Origin of the sequence: Sphingomonas sp. 2SG, assembly GCF_005503285.1 — a bacterium.
Taxonomy (GTDB): Bacteria; Pseudomonadota; Alphaproteobacteria; order Sphingomonadales; family Sphingomonadaceae; genus Sphingomonas; species Sphingomonas taxi.
Map to the genome: position 1 here is coordinate 1 of NZ_SCMZ01000033.1, position 15556 is coordinate 15556.

18 protein-coding genes are annotated in these 15556 nt (G+C 68.1%); 10 read left to right on the forward strand and 8 right to left on the reverse strand.

Annotated features, from left to right (window positions below; genetic code table 11):
* The first annotated feature begins 183 nt into the window (after positions 1-183).
* On the forward strand, positions 184-582 hold the full coding sequence (locus tag FFS23_RS13550; protein ID WP_038661030.1) for a glycine zipper 2TM domain-containing protein: 399 nt from the start codon (positions 184-186) through the stop codon (positions 580-582).
* A gap of 51 nt (positions 583-633) precedes the next feature.
* Here the strand turns inward: FFS23_RS13550 and bfr are convergent, their stop codons facing one another.
* The 3 genes from bfr to purL all read right to left on the reverse strand — a co-directional run bounded on the left by bfr (position 634) and on the right by purL (position 4052).
* Positions 634-1149, reverse strand: coding sequence for a bacterioferritin (gene bfr / locus FFS23_RS13555; RefSeq protein WP_052075790.1), 516 nt, complete (start codon positions 1147-1149; stop codon positions 634-636).
* Positions 1150-1258: 109 nt separating this feature from the next.
* The gene (locus tag FFS23_RS20520) at positions 1259-1429 is read right to left on the reverse strand and encodes a (2Fe-2S)-binding protein (protein ID WP_137899015.1); all 171 of its coding nucleotides are present in this window, start codon (positions 1427-1429) and stop codon (positions 1259-1261) included.
* Between the two features lie 403 nt (positions 1430-1832).
* Entirely contained in the window at positions 1833-4052 is a 2220-nt protein-coding gene (gene purL, locus FFS23_RS13565) for a phosphoribosylformylglycinamidine synthase subunit PurL (protein ID WP_137899016.1), read from the reverse strand.
* 104 nt (positions 4053-4156) lie between these two features.
* On the opposite strand from purL, the gene FFS23_RS13570 reads away from it, so the two are divergent.
* Positions 4157-4465, forward strand: coding sequence for a polyhydroxyalkanoic acid system family protein (locus FFS23_RS13570; RefSeq protein ID WP_249340681.1), 309 nt, complete (start codon positions 4157-4159; stop codon positions 4463-4465).
* A 127-nt stretch (positions 4466-4592) separates the two neighbouring features.
* Here the strand turns inward: FFS23_RS13570 and fghA are convergent, their stop codons facing one another.
* Genes fghA through FFS23_RS13585 form a run of 3 tightly spaced genes read right to left on the reverse strand, consistent with a single transcriptional unit; the run spans position 4593 to position 6955 of the window.
* On the reverse strand, positions 4593-5429 hold the full coding sequence (gene fghA / locus FFS23_RS13575; RefSeq protein WP_137899017.1) for an S-formylglutathione hydrolase: 837 nt from the start codon (positions 5427-5429) through the stop codon (positions 4593-4595).
* Between the two features lie 3 nt (positions 5430-5432).
* Positions 5433-5816, reverse strand: a complete 384-nt coding sequence (locus FFS23_RS13580; RefSeq protein ID WP_137899018.1) for a VOC family protein — start codon at positions 5814-5816, stop codon at positions 5433-5435.
* Positions 5817-5848: 32 nt separating this feature from the next.
* Entirely contained in the window at positions 5849-6955 is a 1107-nt protein-coding gene (locus tag FFS23_RS13585; RefSeq protein ID WP_137899019.1) for an S-(hydroxymethyl)glutathione dehydrogenase/class III alcohol dehydrogenase, read from the reverse strand.
* Positions 6956-7090: 135 nt separating this feature from the next.
* Here FFS23_RS13585 and FFS23_RS13590 point away from each other — a divergent pair, with 135 nt between their 5' ends.
* From FFS23_RS13590 to FFS23_RS13605, 4 genes are read left to right on the forward strand one after another with little or no spacing between them, the layout of a single operon-like run.
* Positions 7091-7744 (forward strand): PepSY-associated TM helix domain-containing protein, encoded by a 654-nt coding sequence (locus FFS23_RS13590; protein WP_137899020.1) that lies wholly within the window; start codon positions 7091-7093, stop codon positions 7742-7744.
* Between the two features lie 54 nt (positions 7745-7798).
* Positions 7799-8278: a DUF2271 domain-containing protein gene (locus FFS23_RS13595; protein WP_038661005.1), complete on the forward strand. Its 480-nt coding sequence runs from the start codon at positions 7799-7801 to the stop codon at positions 8276-8278.
* Positions 8279-8292: 14 nt separating this feature from the next.
* Positions 8293-9132 (forward strand): DUF4198 domain-containing protein, encoded by an 840-nt coding sequence (locus tag FFS23_RS13600; protein ID WP_137899021.1) that lies wholly within the window; start codon positions 8293-8295, stop codon positions 9130-9132.
* Between the two features lie 10 nt (positions 9133-9142).
* A complete protein-coding gene (locus FFS23_RS13605; RefSeq protein ID WP_349303962.1) occupies positions 9143-10108 on the forward strand; it encodes an FAD:protein FMN transferase in 966 nt (321 codons plus the stop codon).
* Between the two features lie 285 nt (positions 10109-10393).
* Here FFS23_RS13605 and FFS23_RS13610 read toward each other — a convergent pair whose 3' ends face one another.
* Positions 10394-11038: a histidine phosphotransferase family protein gene (locus FFS23_RS13610; RefSeq protein WP_038661000.1), complete on the reverse strand. Its 645-nt coding sequence runs from the start codon at positions 11036-11038 to the stop codon at positions 10394-10396.
* Positions 11039-11497: a M67 family metallopeptidase gene (locus FFS23_RS13615; protein WP_052075545.1), complete on the reverse strand. Its 459-nt coding sequence runs from the start codon at positions 11495-11497 to the stop codon at positions 11039-11041.
* Between the two features lie 17 nt (positions 11498-11514).
* On the opposite strand from FFS23_RS13615, the gene FFS23_RS13620 reads away from it, so the two are divergent.
* The 4 genes from FFS23_RS13620 to mtgA all read left to right on the forward strand — a co-directional run bounded on the left by FFS23_RS13620 (position 11515) and on the right by mtgA (position 15444).
* A complete protein-coding gene (locus tag FFS23_RS13620; protein ID WP_137899022.1) occupies positions 11515-12462 on the forward strand; it encodes an RluA family pseudouridine synthase in 948 nt (315 codons plus the stop codon).
* Positions 12463-12524: 62 nt separating this feature from the next.
* A complete protein-coding gene (rpoH, locus tag FFS23_RS13625; RefSeq protein ID WP_038660996.1) occupies positions 12525-13427 on the forward strand; it encodes an RNA polymerase sigma factor RpoH in 903 nt (300 codons plus the stop codon).
* 1 nt (position 13428) lies between these two features.
* Positions 13429-14760: a flavin monoamine oxidase family protein gene (locus tag FFS23_RS13630; protein ID WP_137899023.1), complete on the forward strand. Its 1332-nt coding sequence runs from the start codon at positions 13429-13431 to the stop codon at positions 14758-14760.
* 9 nt (positions 14761-14769) lie between these two features.
* Positions 14770-15444 (forward strand): monofunctional biosynthetic peptidoglycan transglycosylase, encoded by a 675-nt coding sequence (gene mtgA / locus FFS23_RS13635; RefSeq protein WP_137899024.1) that lies wholly within the window; start codon positions 14770-14772, stop codon positions 15442-15444.
* The last annotated feature ends 112 nt before the right edge of the window (positions 15445-15556 follow it).

Here is a 15556-nt window from a genome sequence, read left to right on the forward strand (position 1 = left end):
GCTGTTGAAGCCGATCCGGCTGGTCGCCGCACGCCGGCTGACCGGCACGGCCCATCCCACGGGGCTGGTCAAGCCGTGGCTGGTGAAGACCACGGACCGCAAAGCGAATTGAGCCATATCAAGGGGCTGGTGCAACCATTGCCCGCCGGCCCGGTTATCACGCTATCTTTCAGGAGAGCAGCGATGAAGACCGGATTTCTAGCCGTACTGGCGACCGTGGCGATGGTATCGCCGATCGCCATGGAGCCGGCCTCCGCGCAGCGCGGTGATCGGTATCAGGATCAGCGGCGCGACAATCGCTGGCAGGGCGACAATGACGGCAACTGGGACCCCGCCAATTCCTATCGCGACGGCCGCTATCGCGAGCGCCGTCTCGGCCGCGACGACCGGATCTATCGTGGCCGCGACGGCCGCGCCTATTGCAAGCGCAACGACGGCACGACGGGCCTGGTGGTCGGTGCGGTCGGCGGCGGCGTGCTCGGCAACCTCGTCGGCGGCGGCACGCTGGGCACGCTGCTCGGCGCCGGCGGTGGCGCGTTGCTCGGCCGGTCGGTCGATCGCGGCAAGGTCAAGTGCCGCTAAGCTGAACGTTCGACGGCCCCGCGATCACGCGGGGCCGTTTTGCATTGGGGATCAGCCGTTGAGATGCGGCGCAGCGCCGGCTTTCGGCGAATCATGCTCGCTGATCGAGTTGAGCTGCACGTAATTGTGGATACCCATCCGCTCGATCATCTCGAACTGGCGCTCGAGCGTGTCGACATGTTCTTCCTCGCTGGCGAGGATCCGCGTGAACAGGTCGCGGCTGATGAAGTCCTTGACCTCCTCGCAATACGCGATCGCGCCCTTGAGCTGGACGACGGCTTCTTCTTCCATCGCGAGATCGGCGCGGAGGATCTCCTCCACCGTCTCGCCGATGCGCAGCCGGCCGAGCAGCTGGAAATTGGGCAGGCCGTCGAGGAAGAGGATGCGCTCCGACAGCCAGTCGGCGTGCTTCATCTCGTCGATCGATTCCATCCGCTCATACTGGGCGAGCTTGTAGACGCCCCAATGGTCGAGGACGCGATAGTGCAGCCAATATTGGTTGATCGCGGTCAGCTCGTTCTTGAGCGCTTCGTTGAGATATTCGATGACCCGCGGGTCGCCCTTGATCGCCATATGTCTACCCTAGATTGTCCGTGTTGCAGACGATCTAGGCTTCGGAAGGGTAGGGCTGCAAGCAAAAAACCGCAGAAATCTGCCGTTTTTTACGTTGCGAACGTTAGGCAGCAGCGCGTTCGGTGTCGATAATGGCTCTCGCTACCACGGCGCACTGGCCGCATTTCGCCCGGCAGCCGAGCGATTGATAGGCCTGGCAGGCCGTCTGACAGCCGCTGCGCGCGGCGGCACGGACCTGGGATTCTCGTATGGCATTGCAAACGCAGACAACCATGGATGCTCCTCGCTTCGCCGCCTGTATGCGGATACTGCGAGACGTTCGCAAGTGGATTTGCGACTAATTCGCAGTCGCTGACGCACGGTTCGTCGCAACTGCGAAAATCCTCCCCCGCCAGGGGAGGGGGACCGTTCGGCGTTAGCCGAATGACGGAGGGGGAGGGCTATCGCATATGGACGCTTGTGCGAGCCTGGCGTCTTTCAAGCCCACCCCGTCACCCCGGACTTGTTCCGGGGTCCACTCTGCGGTGAGGAGAAAGGCTTGATTCGATACCGTTCTCTTGCGGTCCGGTGGACCCCGGAACGAGTCCGGGGTGACGAATCCAGTGAGGAAAACCGGTCGAACCTCATCACCGCAGACATATGCGATAGCCTGCCCTGGCGGGGGAGGAACCAGAAGCTCAAGCCAGCGCCGAAGCGGTACCCATCAGTTTCGGGAAGAAGCCCTCGTGGGCGCTGCGCAGCGCCTCGATCGTGACGACGTCGTCGCGGTCGGGGCGTTCGAAGATCAGGCGCTTGCCGCCGGTGCGGCCGAGCGGTTCGGCTTCGACGCCGGCGGCGTGCGCGGCGCCGAGGAAGTCGAGCAGTGCATGATCATGCACGGTGACGACGTAGACGCCCTGATCCTCGGCGAAGAAGGCGCGGGCGCAGTCGAACGGCTGCTTGCGGTCGATCATCGCGCCGATGTTGCCCGCGAGCGCCATCTCGGCGAGCGTCACCGCGATGCCACCGTCGGAGACGTCGTGGACGGCGGAGAGCTGGCCGTCGGCGATCGCCGTCCGGATCAGGTCGCCGGCCTTGCGCTCGGCGGCGAGATCGACCGGCGGCGGCGGGCCTTCCTCGCGGCCGTGGCATTCGCGCAAATAGAGCGACTGGCCGAGATGGCCGCCGCGCTTGCCGACGGTCAGGATGATGTCGCCGGTGCCCTTGAAGGCGATCGTCGCGTTTTTGGTCCAGTCCTTGAGCAGGCCGACGCCGCCGATCGCCGGGGTCGGCAGGATCGCGCTGCCGCCACCGGTCGCCTTCGATTCGTTGTAGAGGCTGACGTTGCCCGAGACGATCGGGAAGTCGAGCGCGCGGCACGCCTGCGCCATGCCGTCGAGACAGCCGACGATCTGGCCCATGATCTCGGGCCGCTGCGGATTGGCGAAGTTGAGGCAGTTGGTGATCGCGAGCGGCGTCGCGCCGACCGCGGTGAGGTTGCGCCACGCCTCGGCGACCGCCTGCTTGCCGCCTTCGACCGGGTCGGCGAAGCAATAGCGCGGGGTGCAATCGGTGGTGATCGCCAGCGCCTTGTCGGTGCCGTGGACGCGGACGACGGCGGAGTCGCCGCCGGGGGCCTGCACCGTGTCGGCGCCGACCATGTGATCGTATTGCTCCCAGATCCAGCGGCGGCTGGCGACGTCGGGCGAGCCCATCAGCGTCAGCAGGTCGGCAGCGATGTCCTTGCTTTCCGGCACGTTGGCCAGCGGCGCGGGCTTGGGCGTCGGGACGTGCGGACGATCGTACAGCGGCGCCTCGTCGGCGAGCGGGCCGAGCGGGATGTCGCAGACGGTTTCGCCCTTGAAGGTCAGCACCATGCGGCCGGTGTCGGTGACGCGACCGATGACCGCGAAGTCGAGCTCCCATTTGCGGAAGATCGTCTCCGCCTCGGCCTCGCGGCCGGGCTTGAGAACCATCAGCATGCGCTCCTGCGATTCGGAGAGCATCATCTCGTACGGCGTCATTCCGGTTTCGCGCTGGGGGACGTCGTCCATCACCAGCTCGATGCCGACGCCGCCCTTCGACGCCATCTCGACCGAGGAGGAGGTGAGGCCGGCGGCGCCCATGTCCTGAATCGCGACGATCACGTCGGTCGCCATCAGTTCGAGGCATGCCTCGATCAGCAGCTTTTCGGTGAAGGGATCGCCGACCTGTACGGTCGGGCGCTTGGCGTCGGCGTCCTCGCCGAAATCGGCCGACGCCATCGTCGCGCCGTGGATGCCGTCGCGGCCGGTCTTGCTGCCGACGTAGACGATCGGATTGCCGATGCCGCTGGCGGCCGAATAGAAGATCTTGTCCTGATCGGCGACGCCGACGGTCATCGCGTTGACGAGGATGTTGCCGTCATAGGCGGGGTGGAAATTGACCTCGCCGCCGACCGTCGGGACGCCGACGCAATTGCCGTAGCCGCCGATGCCGTGGACGACGCCGGCGATCAGATGGCGCATCTTGGGGTGCGTCGGCGAGCCGAAGCGCAGCGCGTTCATATTGGCGACCGGCCGCGCGCCCATCGTGAAGACGTCGCGCAGGATGCCGCCGACGCCGGTCGCCGCGCCCTGATAGGGCTCGATATACGACGGGTGGTTGTGGCTCTCCATCTTGAAGATCGCGGCCTGGCCGTCGCCGATGTCGATCACGCCGGCATTCTCGCCGGGGCCGCAGATCACCTGCGGGCCTTCGGTGGGGAGCTTCTTGAGGTGGATGCGACTCGACTTGTAGCTGCAATGCTCGGACCACATCACCGAAAAGATGCCGAGCTCGACGAGATTGGGCTCGCGGCCCAGCGCGTGCAGGACGCGCTCATATTCTTCCGTGGACAGGCCGTGGTCGGCGACGATCTGGGGCGTGATCTCGGTCATGCGCGGGGCCTTAGCGGGGCGGGGCGGGTTCGTCACCTGTGGTGATCGGTTGACGCTGTACGGCGGACACGGGCAGGGCGCGCGGCACTTGATTTCTGGAGACGATGATGGCCGCGATTCCGTTCGACATTCCCCACAGCCTCGGTCGCGCGGAAGCGCGGCGGCGGATCGAGGCGGGGCTGCCCAAACTGGCGCAGCATATTCCCGGCGGCGGCACGGTCGATGCCGACTGGACCGGGGCGGATGCGCTCGCGCTGGCGATCGTCGCGATGGGACAGAAGGTCGCGGTCGACATGGCGGTGGGCGAGGGCAACGTCAGCGGCACGGTCAAGGTGCCGATGATGCTGGCGATGATGTCCGGCCCGATCGCCGAATTCGTGAAGACGAGTGCGGAGAAGATGCTGAACGGATAACCTCTCCACGCCGACATCGTCCTCACCCATCGCCGGCTTCGCCGTCTCTCCCTCTCCCGGCGGGAGAGGGAAGGGGCCCGCCCGGCGCAGCCGGGTGGGAAGGGTGAGGACGGGGTGCTTCGCCGCGTTACCTCAACCGCTCGGCGTGCCAAGCGAGGTGGTCGGCCATGAAGGTCGAGATGAAGTAATAGCTGTGGTCGTAGCCCGGCTGCATGCGCAGCGTCAGGTCGATGCCCGCCGCTTCACATGCCGTCGCCAGCAACTGCGGCTTGAGCTGTTCTTCGAGGAACTGATCGGCATCGCCCTGATCGACGAGCAGCGCGGGCACGCGCGCACCGTCCTCGATCAGCGCGACCGCATCGTGGCGGCGCCACGATGCGCGATCATCGCCGAGATAGCCACCGAGCGCCTTCTCGCCCCACGGCACTTGGCTCGGCGCGACGATCGGCGCGAAGGCGGAGACCGCCCTGAACCGCTCGGGCAAGGTCAGGCCGATGGTCAGCGCGCCGTGGCCGCCCATCGAATGGCCCATGATCGACTGGCGATCCATGTCGGCGGGTAAATGCGCGGCGATCAGCGCCGGCAGCTCCTCGGTGACATAGGACCACATCCGGAAATGCGGCGCCCACGGTTCCTGCGTCGCATCGACGTAGAAGCCCGCGCCCTGACCCATGTCATAGGCGGGATCGTCCGCGACCCCCTCGCCGCGCGGCGAGGTGTCGGGCGCGACGAAGATCAGTCCGAGGTCGGCGCAGGCGCGGCGGTATTCGCCCTTGTCGGTGACGTTGGCGTGGGTGCAGGTCAGTCCCGACAAATACCAGACGACCGGCAGCCTCTGCCCTTCGTCATGCGGCGGTACGTAGACCGAAAACGTCATCGGCGTGCCGGTCGCGGTCGAGTCGTGGCGGTAGACGCCCTGCGTGCCGCCGAAGGCCCTGGCGGTCGAGACGGTTTCGAACGTCATCGCTCAGGCCGCCATGCGATGGACGGCGCAGACCTTGTTGCCGGCGGGATCACGCAGATAGGCGAGATAGAGCTTGCCGAAGGGCGATTCGCGCGGGCCGGGCGCATCCTCGATCGCGGTGCCGCCATTGGCGAGGCCGGCGGCATGCCATGCCTCGACCGCCTCGGGTGAGCCGGCGGCGAAGCCGATCGTGCCGCCATTGGCATGGCAGGCGGGCTCGCCGTTGATCGGCTTGCTCAGCAGCAACCGGCCACCGGCATGCATATAGGCGGTGCGGCCCTTGGGATCGCTGATCCCGGCAGGCGCGCCGAGCGCGCCGAGCGCTGCGTCGTAGAAGGCTTTCGAGGCAGCCATATCGTCGGTGCCGAGCATGACGTGGGAAAACATCTGGTTTGTCCTTTAAGTGCCGAATGCGCGGGTCAGTAGATCACGACGCTGCGGATGCTTTCGCCGGCATGCATCAGGTCGAAGCCCTTGTTGATCTCGTCGAGCGTCAGGCGATGCGTGATCATCGGATCGATCTGGATCATCCCGTCCATATACCAGTCGACGATCTTCGGCGTATCGGTCCGCCCGCGCGCGCCGCCGAAGGCGGTGCCGCGCCAGTTGCGCCCGGTGACGAGCTGGAAGGGGCGCGTGCTGATTTCCTTGCCCGCCTCGGCGACGCCGATGACGATCGACGTGCCCCAGCCGCGGTGGCAGCATTCCAGTGCCTGGCGCATCACGTCGGTGTTGCCGGTCGCGTCGAAGCTGTAATCGGCGCCGCCGTCGGTGAGCTGGACGATATGCGCGACGATGTCGCCGACCTGCTTGGGATTGGCGAAATGGGTCATGCCGAAGCGGCGGCCCCAGTCCTCGCGGTCGGGGTTGATGTCGACGCCGACGATCATCTTCGCGCCGGCGAGCTTCGCGCCCTGGATGACGTTGAGGCCGATGCCGCCGAGGCCGAAGACGACGACGGTGTCGCCCGGCTGCACCTTGGCGGTGTGGACGACCGCGCCCACCCCGGTGGTGACGCCGCAGCCGACGTAGCAGCTCGTGTCGAACGGCGCATCGGGGCGGATCTTCGCGACCGCGATCTCGGGCAGCACGGTGAAGTTCGAGAAGGTCGAGCAGCCCATGTAATGGAAGATCGGCTGGCCCTTGTAGCTGAACCGGGTGGTGCCGTCGGGCATCAGCCCCTTGCCCTGCGTCGCGCGGATCGCGGTGCACAGATTGGTCTTCTGGCTGAGGCACGACTTACACTGGCGGCATTCGGGCGTGTAGAGCGGGATGACGTGATCGCCGACCGCGACGCTGGTCACGCCCGCACCGACCTCGCGGACGATGCCGGCGCCCTCGTGGCCGAGCACGCTGGGGAACAGCCCCTCGCTGTCGAGCCCGTCGAGCGTATAGGCGTCGGTGTGACAGATGCCGGTCGCCATGATCTCGACCAGCACTTCGCCGGGCTTCGGCCCTTCGAGGTCAAGTTCGACGATCTCGAGCGGCTTCTTGGCTTCGAAGGCGACGGCGGCGCGGGTCTTCATGGGGCAGGCTCCGGTAAGGCGTGCGCGGCGGTTACCGCCTGTCGGTAGGGCAGGGCAAGCACAGGGTGGGCCATGCGGATGATACTCATTCGCAAGACGGTTGAAATATGCGGCTTTGCCCGCTAGCCGGGAGCGGTGAGCACCGTCCGATCCGTTTCCGCCGCTCCGGCACGTCAGGCCAAGCGCAAATGGCGCGGCTGGTGGCTCAAGCAATTGCACAGCTGGCACTGGATGAGTGCGGCGGTGTCGCTGGTCGGCATGCTGCTGTTCGCGGCGACCGGGATCACGCTCAACCATGCCGCGTCGATCGGCGCGACGCCGGTGGTGACCGACCGGGCGGGCACGCTGCCGCCGCCGTTGCTGCGCGACCTCCAGGCACCGGCGGCGGCCGATGCGGCCTTGCCGCCGCGGGTCGCGGCGGCGGTGGCGCGCGCGGTGGAGCTCGATGCGGCGGGCAAGCCGGGCGAATGGTCGGACAGCGACGTCTATGTCGCGCTGCCGCGGCCCGGCGGCGACGCCTGGGTCAGTATCGACCGGACGAACGGCAGGATCACCGCCGAGGTGACCAGTCGCGGCTGGATCGCCTATCTCAACGACCTGCACAAAGGCCGCAATGCCGGAGCAGCGTGGGGCTGGTTCCTCGACGTGTTCGCGGTCGCCTGCATCCTGTTCACGCTGACCGGACTGCTGCTGCTGCAGATGCACGGCAAGCACCGGCCGGCGACCTGGCCGATCGTCGCGCTCGGCGTGATCGTCCCGGTCGTGCTGATCCTCGTCTTCATCCACTGATGCCGTGACGCCGATACCCGACGAGAATTGATTGATTTGAAAGGGGAACGAACCATGCGCCCAACGACCTTTGCCCTGCTCGGCGGCGTGATCGCCGCGCCGGCGGGTGCCGCGACCGTCACCGTGACGATCCCCAAACAGGACGTCGCCGAATATCACCGGCCCTATGTCGCGATCTGGCTGGAGCCCGCCGGCGGCGGCGCGGCGCGGACGGTGGCCCTGTGGTACGAGACCAAGAAGACCGGCAAGGATGCGGGCACCAAATATCTCGCCGACCTGCGCGCCTGGTGGCGCAAAGGCGGGCGGTCGATGACCGTCCCCGCCGACGGCATCAGCGGCGCGACGCGCGCGCCCGGCCAGTATAGCGTCAAGCTGCCCGACGGGCTGAAGCCCGGCGCCTATGTACTCACCGTCGAGGCGGCGCGCGAGACCGGCGGGCGCGAGCTGGTGACGCTGCCGCTGACCGTCCCCAATCCCAGCGCGCGCGGATCGGGCAAGACCGAGCTCGGCGCCGTCACCGTCTCCGCCCGCTGAAAGGAGCGCATATCATGAAGCCCTTCACCGTCCGCCTGCTCGCCGCCGCGGCGCTGCTCGCCACGCCGGCGATGCTCTCCGCGCATCGCATGTGGCTGCTGCCGTCGGGCACGGTCTTTTCCGGCACCGACAGCTGGGTGACGATCGACGCCGCGGTGTCGAACGACCTGTTCTTCTTTGATCACCAGCCGCTGCGGCTCGACGGGATGAAGGTCTGGCAGCCCGACGGTACGCCGGGGCAGCTCCAGAATGGCGCGACCGGGCGCTATCGCTCGGTATTCGACGTCCAGCTCGACAAGCCGGGGACGTGGAAGGTCGGCACCGCCATGTCGGGGGTGATGGGCAGCTTCAAGGTCGACGGCGTCGAGAAGCGAGTCGGCGGTCGCGGCGGCCCGCCGCGTCCCGGCCAGCCGGCGCCGCTGACCGTCGCCGACATCCCGGCCAATGCGACCGACGTAAAGCTCATCGAGATGTCGTCGCGCAACGAGGTGTTCCTGACCGCAGGCGCACCGACGACGACGGTGTTCGCGCCGACTGGCAAGGGCCTCGAATTCGCGCCGGTGACGCATCCGGACGAGCTGATCGCTGGCGAGGCGGCGAAATTCCGGTTCCTGATCGACGGCAAGCCGGCGGCGGGGCTCAAGGTCACCGTCATTCCGGGCGGCAAGCGCTATCGCAACGACGAAAACGCCATGACCCTGACCACCGGCGCCGATGGCGTGGTCAGCGTGACCTGGCCGGCGGCGGGCATGTATTGGCTCAACGCCACCGCGACGGACGCGAAGACCACGACGCCGCGCGCGACCGAGCGACGGATGAGCTACGTCACGACGCTGGAAGTGCTGACGCCGTGACGGCGGCGCGGTGAGGATCGCGCTTCCCGCGGCGATCTCCGCGGCGGCGATCGCGGCGTGCGATCCGGCGGCGGTGGTGACCGACCTCGGCGGCGAGACGATGGGGACGCGGTGGAGCGTGCGCGCCGTCCTGCCGGCCGGGCTGGACGCGAGCGCGGTGCACGCGGCGGTGGTCGCGCGGCTCGACGCTATCGTCGCGGAGATGAGCCACTGGCTGCCTACGTCGTTGCTGTCGCGCTTCAATCGCGCGGCGGCGGGGAGCGCGATGGTGCTGCCACCCGACTTTGCGGAGGTCATGGCGCGCGGGCTGGCGATCGCCGCGGCGACCGGCGGCGCCTTCGACCCGGCGATCGGACGGCTGGTCGACCTGTGGGGTTTCGGGCCGGTGCCGGTGGCGGCGGGGCCGGATGCGGCGGCGCTCGACGCGGCGCGGGCCGCCTCCGGCTGGCGGCGGCTCGGCTGGAGCGCCGGCGATCGGCGGCTGTCGCAGCCGGGCGGGGTGGCGCTCGATCTGTCGGGGATTGCCAAGGGCTTCGCGGTCGATGCGGTGGCGGCGACGCTGGCACGGCTCGGTGTCGTCCATGCCCTGATCGAGATCGGGGGCGAACTGGTCGGGCGCGGGGTGCGGCCGGACGGCCAGCCGTGGTGGGTCGATCTGGAGGCGCCGCCGGGGGCGTATGTCGCGCCGCTGCGCATCGCACTGCACGGGCTCGCGGTGGCGACCTCGGGGGATTATCGGCGCGGTGGGCATACGATCGATCCGCGGACGGGGCGGTCGACGGATAACGGCGTGGTGTCGGTGAGCGTGATCGCGGCGGACGCGCTGAGCGCGGATGCCTGGGCGACCGCGCTGACCGTGCTCGGGCCGGAAGCGGGTGGCGCGCTGGCGGCCGGGCAGGGCGTCGCGGCGCGGATCGCGGTGGAGGGCGGGGGCGAGACCCTGACCCCGGCGTTGGAGGCGATGCTGGCGGACTGATCGGGGTGGTTGGACGTCGCTAGACTTTCTGGCCGCGAAATCGGGCGTTCAGGTCGGCCGCGCGTTTTCCCAATCCACCCCGTCACCCCGGACTCGTTCCGGGGTCCACCCTGCGGCGAGGAGAAAGGCTCGAGGCGAAATCGCGCTCTTGCGGCCCGGTGGACCCCAGAACGAGTCCGGGGTGACGGATCTTTGGGGATATTGATCGAGCCTCATCGCCGTCGCCAGATGTGATCGCCCTGTGCGACCGCGGTCGCGCATTGGGAGATCAGCGGCGCCCCCCGCCTACTTCCCGCGGAACACCGCGCCGAAGATCATGATCGTCTCGGTGGGTTCGCTGATCTGGATCGTGCCGCCGGCCTGCGTCACCAGGCTGTGGACGAGATAGGCCGCGGCGGTGCGCGGGGTGACGCCCTCGGGGCCTTCGCCGTGATTGAGCGCGGTGCGCAATTCGGGCGCGAGGATGATGCGCGGCCCCTCGATCTTGACGACGATCTCGAGCTGGCCGTTGTTCTCCTCGCCGCCGACGTCGAGCGTGCCGCCGCGCACCAGCGATTCGCTGGCGATCAGCGTCAGGTTGAGCATCACCTTGAGCGCCGCCTTGGGCAGCGTCTCCGCCTCGACCCACCAGTTGAAGGTGGTGCGCTTGTTGTCGATCAGCAGCCCCTCGATCGCCGCCTTCGCCTCGCGGCTGTCGACCTGCTCGCCGAAGCCGCCGGCGCCGCCGAAGGCGAGGCGGAAGAATTTGAGCTTGTTGGCCGAGGCGCGGGCACTCTCGCTGAGCAACTGGAAGACGCGTGCGCGCATCTCCTCGTCGGTCTCGTCGGTCAGCAGTTCCAGCCCGTTGTTGAGCGCGCCGACCGGCGAGAGCAGGTCATGGCACAGCCGCGAACAGAGCAGGCTGGCGAAATCGACCGGGCTGACGGACATTCAGGTTCCTCGAAAAAGCGACGACCGATGTGGCCGAGCCGGCTCCGGTGCGCAAGGGTCGTCGCCGAGCGCGACGGGATCGAACCGTCCCTCGACGGCACCGCCAGCGCCGGCACGCCAGCCGCGCAGCACGCCACCCGCGGCGATCAGCCACAAGGCGCCGTCCGGCGCGGCGCTCGCCGCGTCGCGCGGGGAGGGGCGGGGATCGCCGTTGGGGTGCGAATGATAATGGCCGACGATCGCCGGACCGCCGCTGCGCTGCGCGCGATGCGCGGCGATCAGCGCGGCGGGGTCGATCTCGAACCAGCAAGCCGGATCGGCCGCGACGTTGCGGCACGGCTGGATCGCGGTGATCGCGGTCGCGGTGCCGAACAGCAGGCCGCAGACCTCGGCTTGTGGCGTAGCGGCGGCGTCGCGCAGGATCTGTCCGACAAGATCGCTTGTAATCGCCACCGTCATGCCCACATCCCTACCCCATGGACCGGGGGGTTTCCATCATCGACGCGACGATCGCACCGGCGGCGAACGGCTGGCGGCTGGATCGCGCGCTCGCCGACGCGGTGCCGACGCTGTCGCGCGAGCGGCTCAAGGTGCTGATCGCCAGCGGCGCGGTGACCCGCGACGGGCAAATGGTCCGCGATGCCGCGAAGAAGGCGGCGGCGGGCGACACGTTCGCGGTCGCGGTGCCGGTGCCGACGCTGCCGCATAACGAAGCGCAGGATATCCCGCTCGTCGTCGCCTATGAGGACGAGCATCTGATCGTCATCGACAAGCCCGCCGGGCTGGTCGTCCATCCCGCCGCGGGCAATCTCGACGGAACCCTGGTCAACGCGCTGCTCCATCATTGCCAGGGCTCGCTGTCGGGGATCGGCGGCGTCGCGCGGCCGGGGATCGTCCATCGCATCGACAAGGACACGTCGGGGCTGATGGTCGCCGCCAAGACGGACCGTGCGCATGAGGGGCTGGCGCGCCAGTTCCACGACCACAGTATCGACCGCCGCTATCGCGCGATCGTCGGCGGCGTGCCGCGGCCGCCGGCGGGCAAGGTCGACGCACCGCTCGCGCGCTCGGCGACCAACCGCAAGAAGATCGCGATCGTCCAGGGCGGCAAGCGTGCGGTGACGCATTTTACCACGATGCAGGTGCTGCGCGACGCGGCGTTGGTCGAATGCCGGCTGGAGACGGGGCGGACGCATCAGGTCCGCGTGCATATGGCGTCGATCGGCCACGCCTTGCTGGGCGACCCGGTCTATGGTAGAACAAAGGGAGCTCAAAAGGCGCTGCTCGAAACCCTCGGTTTCCGCCGTCAGGCCTTGCATGCGGCGCATCTGGGGTTCATCCATCCGGTGAAAACCACCGCTTTGGCGTTCGATAGCGTTATGCCTGCCGATATGCAGGAACTGTTCACCGAGCTTCACGTATAGGTTCGAGCCGTTCGTCGCCGCAGTGCGGGACGAATGCCTCCGCAAGAAAGGGAGATCAGATCATGGCAGCCCGCAGCAACGTCCCCGCGACGATTCCTGCCCTCGGCGGGGAGCAGAGCCTCAACCGCTACCTGTCCGAGATCAAGAAATTTCCCATCCTCGCGCCCGAGCAGGAGTTCATGCTCGCCAAGCGCTTCCAGGAGCATGGCGATACCGATGCGGCGGCGCAGCTCGTCACCTCGCACCTGCGGCTCGTCGCCAAGATCGCGATGGGCTATCGTGGCTATGGCCTGCCGACGTCGGAGCTGATCTCCGAGGGCAATATCGGCCTGATGCAGGGCGTGAAGAAGTTCGAGCCCGATCGCGGCTTCCGCCTCGCCACCTATGCGATGTGGTGGATCCGCGCGTCGATCCAGGAATATATCCTGCGCTCGTGGAGCTTGGTGAAGATGGGCACCACCGCGGCACAGAAGAAATTGTTCTTCAACCTGCGGCGGATGAAGTCGAAGCTCGATGCGTTCGAGGACGGCGACCTGCGGCCCGAGCATATCACCAAGATCGCCACCGATCTCGGCGTCGCCGAAAGCGACGTGATCAGCATGAACCGCCGCATGGCGATGGGCGGCGACACGTCGCTCAACGTCTCGATGCGCGAGGATGGCGAAGGCCAGTGGCAGGATTGGCTGCAGGATGACGCGCCGTTGCAGGACAGCGTCGTCGCCGAGGCGCAGGAGGCGGACGTCCGCCACGGCATGCTCGTGTCGGCGATGGACGACCTCAACGATCGCGAGAAGCACATCCTGACCGAGCGGCGACTGACCGACGATCCGAAGACGCTCGAAGAGCTGAGCCAGGTCTATGGCGTGTCGCGCGAGCGCGTCCGGCAGATCGAGGTGCGCGCGTTCGAGAAGCTCCAGAAGGCGATGATGCGCATCGCCGGCGAGAAGCGGCTGCTCGCGGCGTAGGATGGTCGGCACCGTCGTGATTGGCGGCGGTGCGGCCGGTATTGCGGCGGCGCGGCGGCTCCGCGATGCCGGCGAGGACGTGCTGCTGGTCGAGGCCGGGAACCGGCTCGGCGGGCGAGCGCATAGTCTCCGCCTGTCGGACTTGCAGCGCGCCGCTTCCCCTATCCCGTTCGCCCTGAGCCTGTCGAAGGGCCTGTCTTCGCCGCAGACCGGGGCTTCGACAGGCTCAGCCCGAACGGACCGGGAGGCGGTCCTCGACGCCGGCTGCGGCTGGCTCCATTCCGCCGGACGCAATCCATGGACCGCGATCGCCGAGCGCGAGGGGGTCACGATCGACCGTTCGTCGCCCAATTGGGGCGTGCAATGGCGCGGCCTCGGCTATCCGCCGGAGGAACAGGCGGCGTTCCGCGCGGCTTACGAACGATGGGACGAGTCCGCCCATGCGGCGCTCGGCGGTCCCGACCGGCCCTTGTCCGACTTCGTCAGCGCCGGGGACGAGCCATGGCGGCCGATGATCGATGCGATCTCCGGCTACGCCAATGGTGCGCCGCTCGACCGCGTCTCGCTGCACGATTGGGCGGCATATGAGGATGCGGCGACCGAGGACAATTGGGCGTTGCCGGCGGGCTATGGCACGCTGGTCGTCCACCACGCCGGCGACGTGCCGATGCGGCTGAACACGCCGGTGACGCGGATCGATCATGCCGGCCGGACGATCCGTCTCGACACCCCCGCCGGGACGATCGCAGCCGACCGCGTCGTCCTCGCCATCCCGACCACCGCTTATGCGGAGATCGTCTTCGATCCGCCGCTGCCCGAGAAGCAAGAGGCTGCGGCGGGACTGCCGCTGGGGCTTGCCGACAAGGTGTTCCTCGCGGTCGATCGCCCCGAATGGCCGGCGCAGGCGCATCTGATCGGCGATCCGCATAGCGCCTGCACCGCGAGCCACCGGCTGTCGCCCTTCGGCCTGCCGATCGTCGAGAGCTTCTTCGGCGGCGCCTGCGCCGAGGCGATGGCCGACGGCCGTGCCGCGAGCGACTTCGCGATCGAGGAACTGGTCCGTCTGCTCGGCGCGGATTGGCGCAAGCGGCTCGTCCCGCTGCACGCGACGCACTGGCGCGGGCAGGCGTATATCCATGGCAGCTACAGCCATGCCCGCGTCGGTCAGGCCGGCGCCCGTGCGATCCTCGCCGCGCCGGTCGACGACCGGCTGTTCTTCGCCGGCGAGGCGTGCTCGCCGCACGATTTCTCCACCGCGCACGGCGCGTATCGGACCGGCACCGCCGCCGCCGCCGCGATCCTCCACTTGAAGGGGGCTGCGCCGTCCCCGTAAGGAGCGGGGATGATCCGCATCCTCCTCCTCCTGTTCAAGGCCGGTCTGGTCTTCGTCGCGATCAGTATATTGTGGGTCGGCATCTACCGCTTCGTGCCGGCGCCGTTCACCTGGACGATGGCGGGCGACCTGCTCGGCGGGCGCAGCGTCACCAAGGACTGGATGCCGCTGTCGCAGATGGACCCCGACATGCCGCGCGCCGCGATCGCCGGCGAGGATGCGCGCTTCTGCGAGCATCACGGCTTCGACTGGAAGGGAATCGCCAGCGCCGCCTATAGCAACGCGCAGGGCAAGCGGCTGCGCGGTGGCTCGACGATCAGCCAGCAGACCGCGAAGAACGTCTTCCTGTTCCAGGGCGGCGGCTATGTCCGCAAGGCGTTCGAGGCCTATTTCACCGTGCTGATCGAGACCTTGTGGGGCAAGCGGCGGATCATGGAGGTCTATCTCAACGTCGCCGAGACGGGGATCGGCACCTATGGCGCCAATGCCGCGGCGCTGCGCTATTTCCACCACGACGCGTCGCACCTGTCGCCGACCGAGGCGGGGCGGATCGCCGCGGTGCTGCCGCTGCCCAAGAAGCGCGCGGCGATCGACCCGCATGGCTTCGTGCGCCGCCACGGCAACGCGCTGTCGCGCTACGTCGGCGTGGTGCGGCGGAGCGGGCTGGATAGGTGCTTGAGATAAGGGGCTTCCCGCTCCTCCCAAATCATCGTCATCCCCGCGCAGGCGGGGATCCATAAACGCTGGCGTTGCGGCTCAAGAGAAATCCGCGCGTCTGGATCCCCGCCTGCGCGGG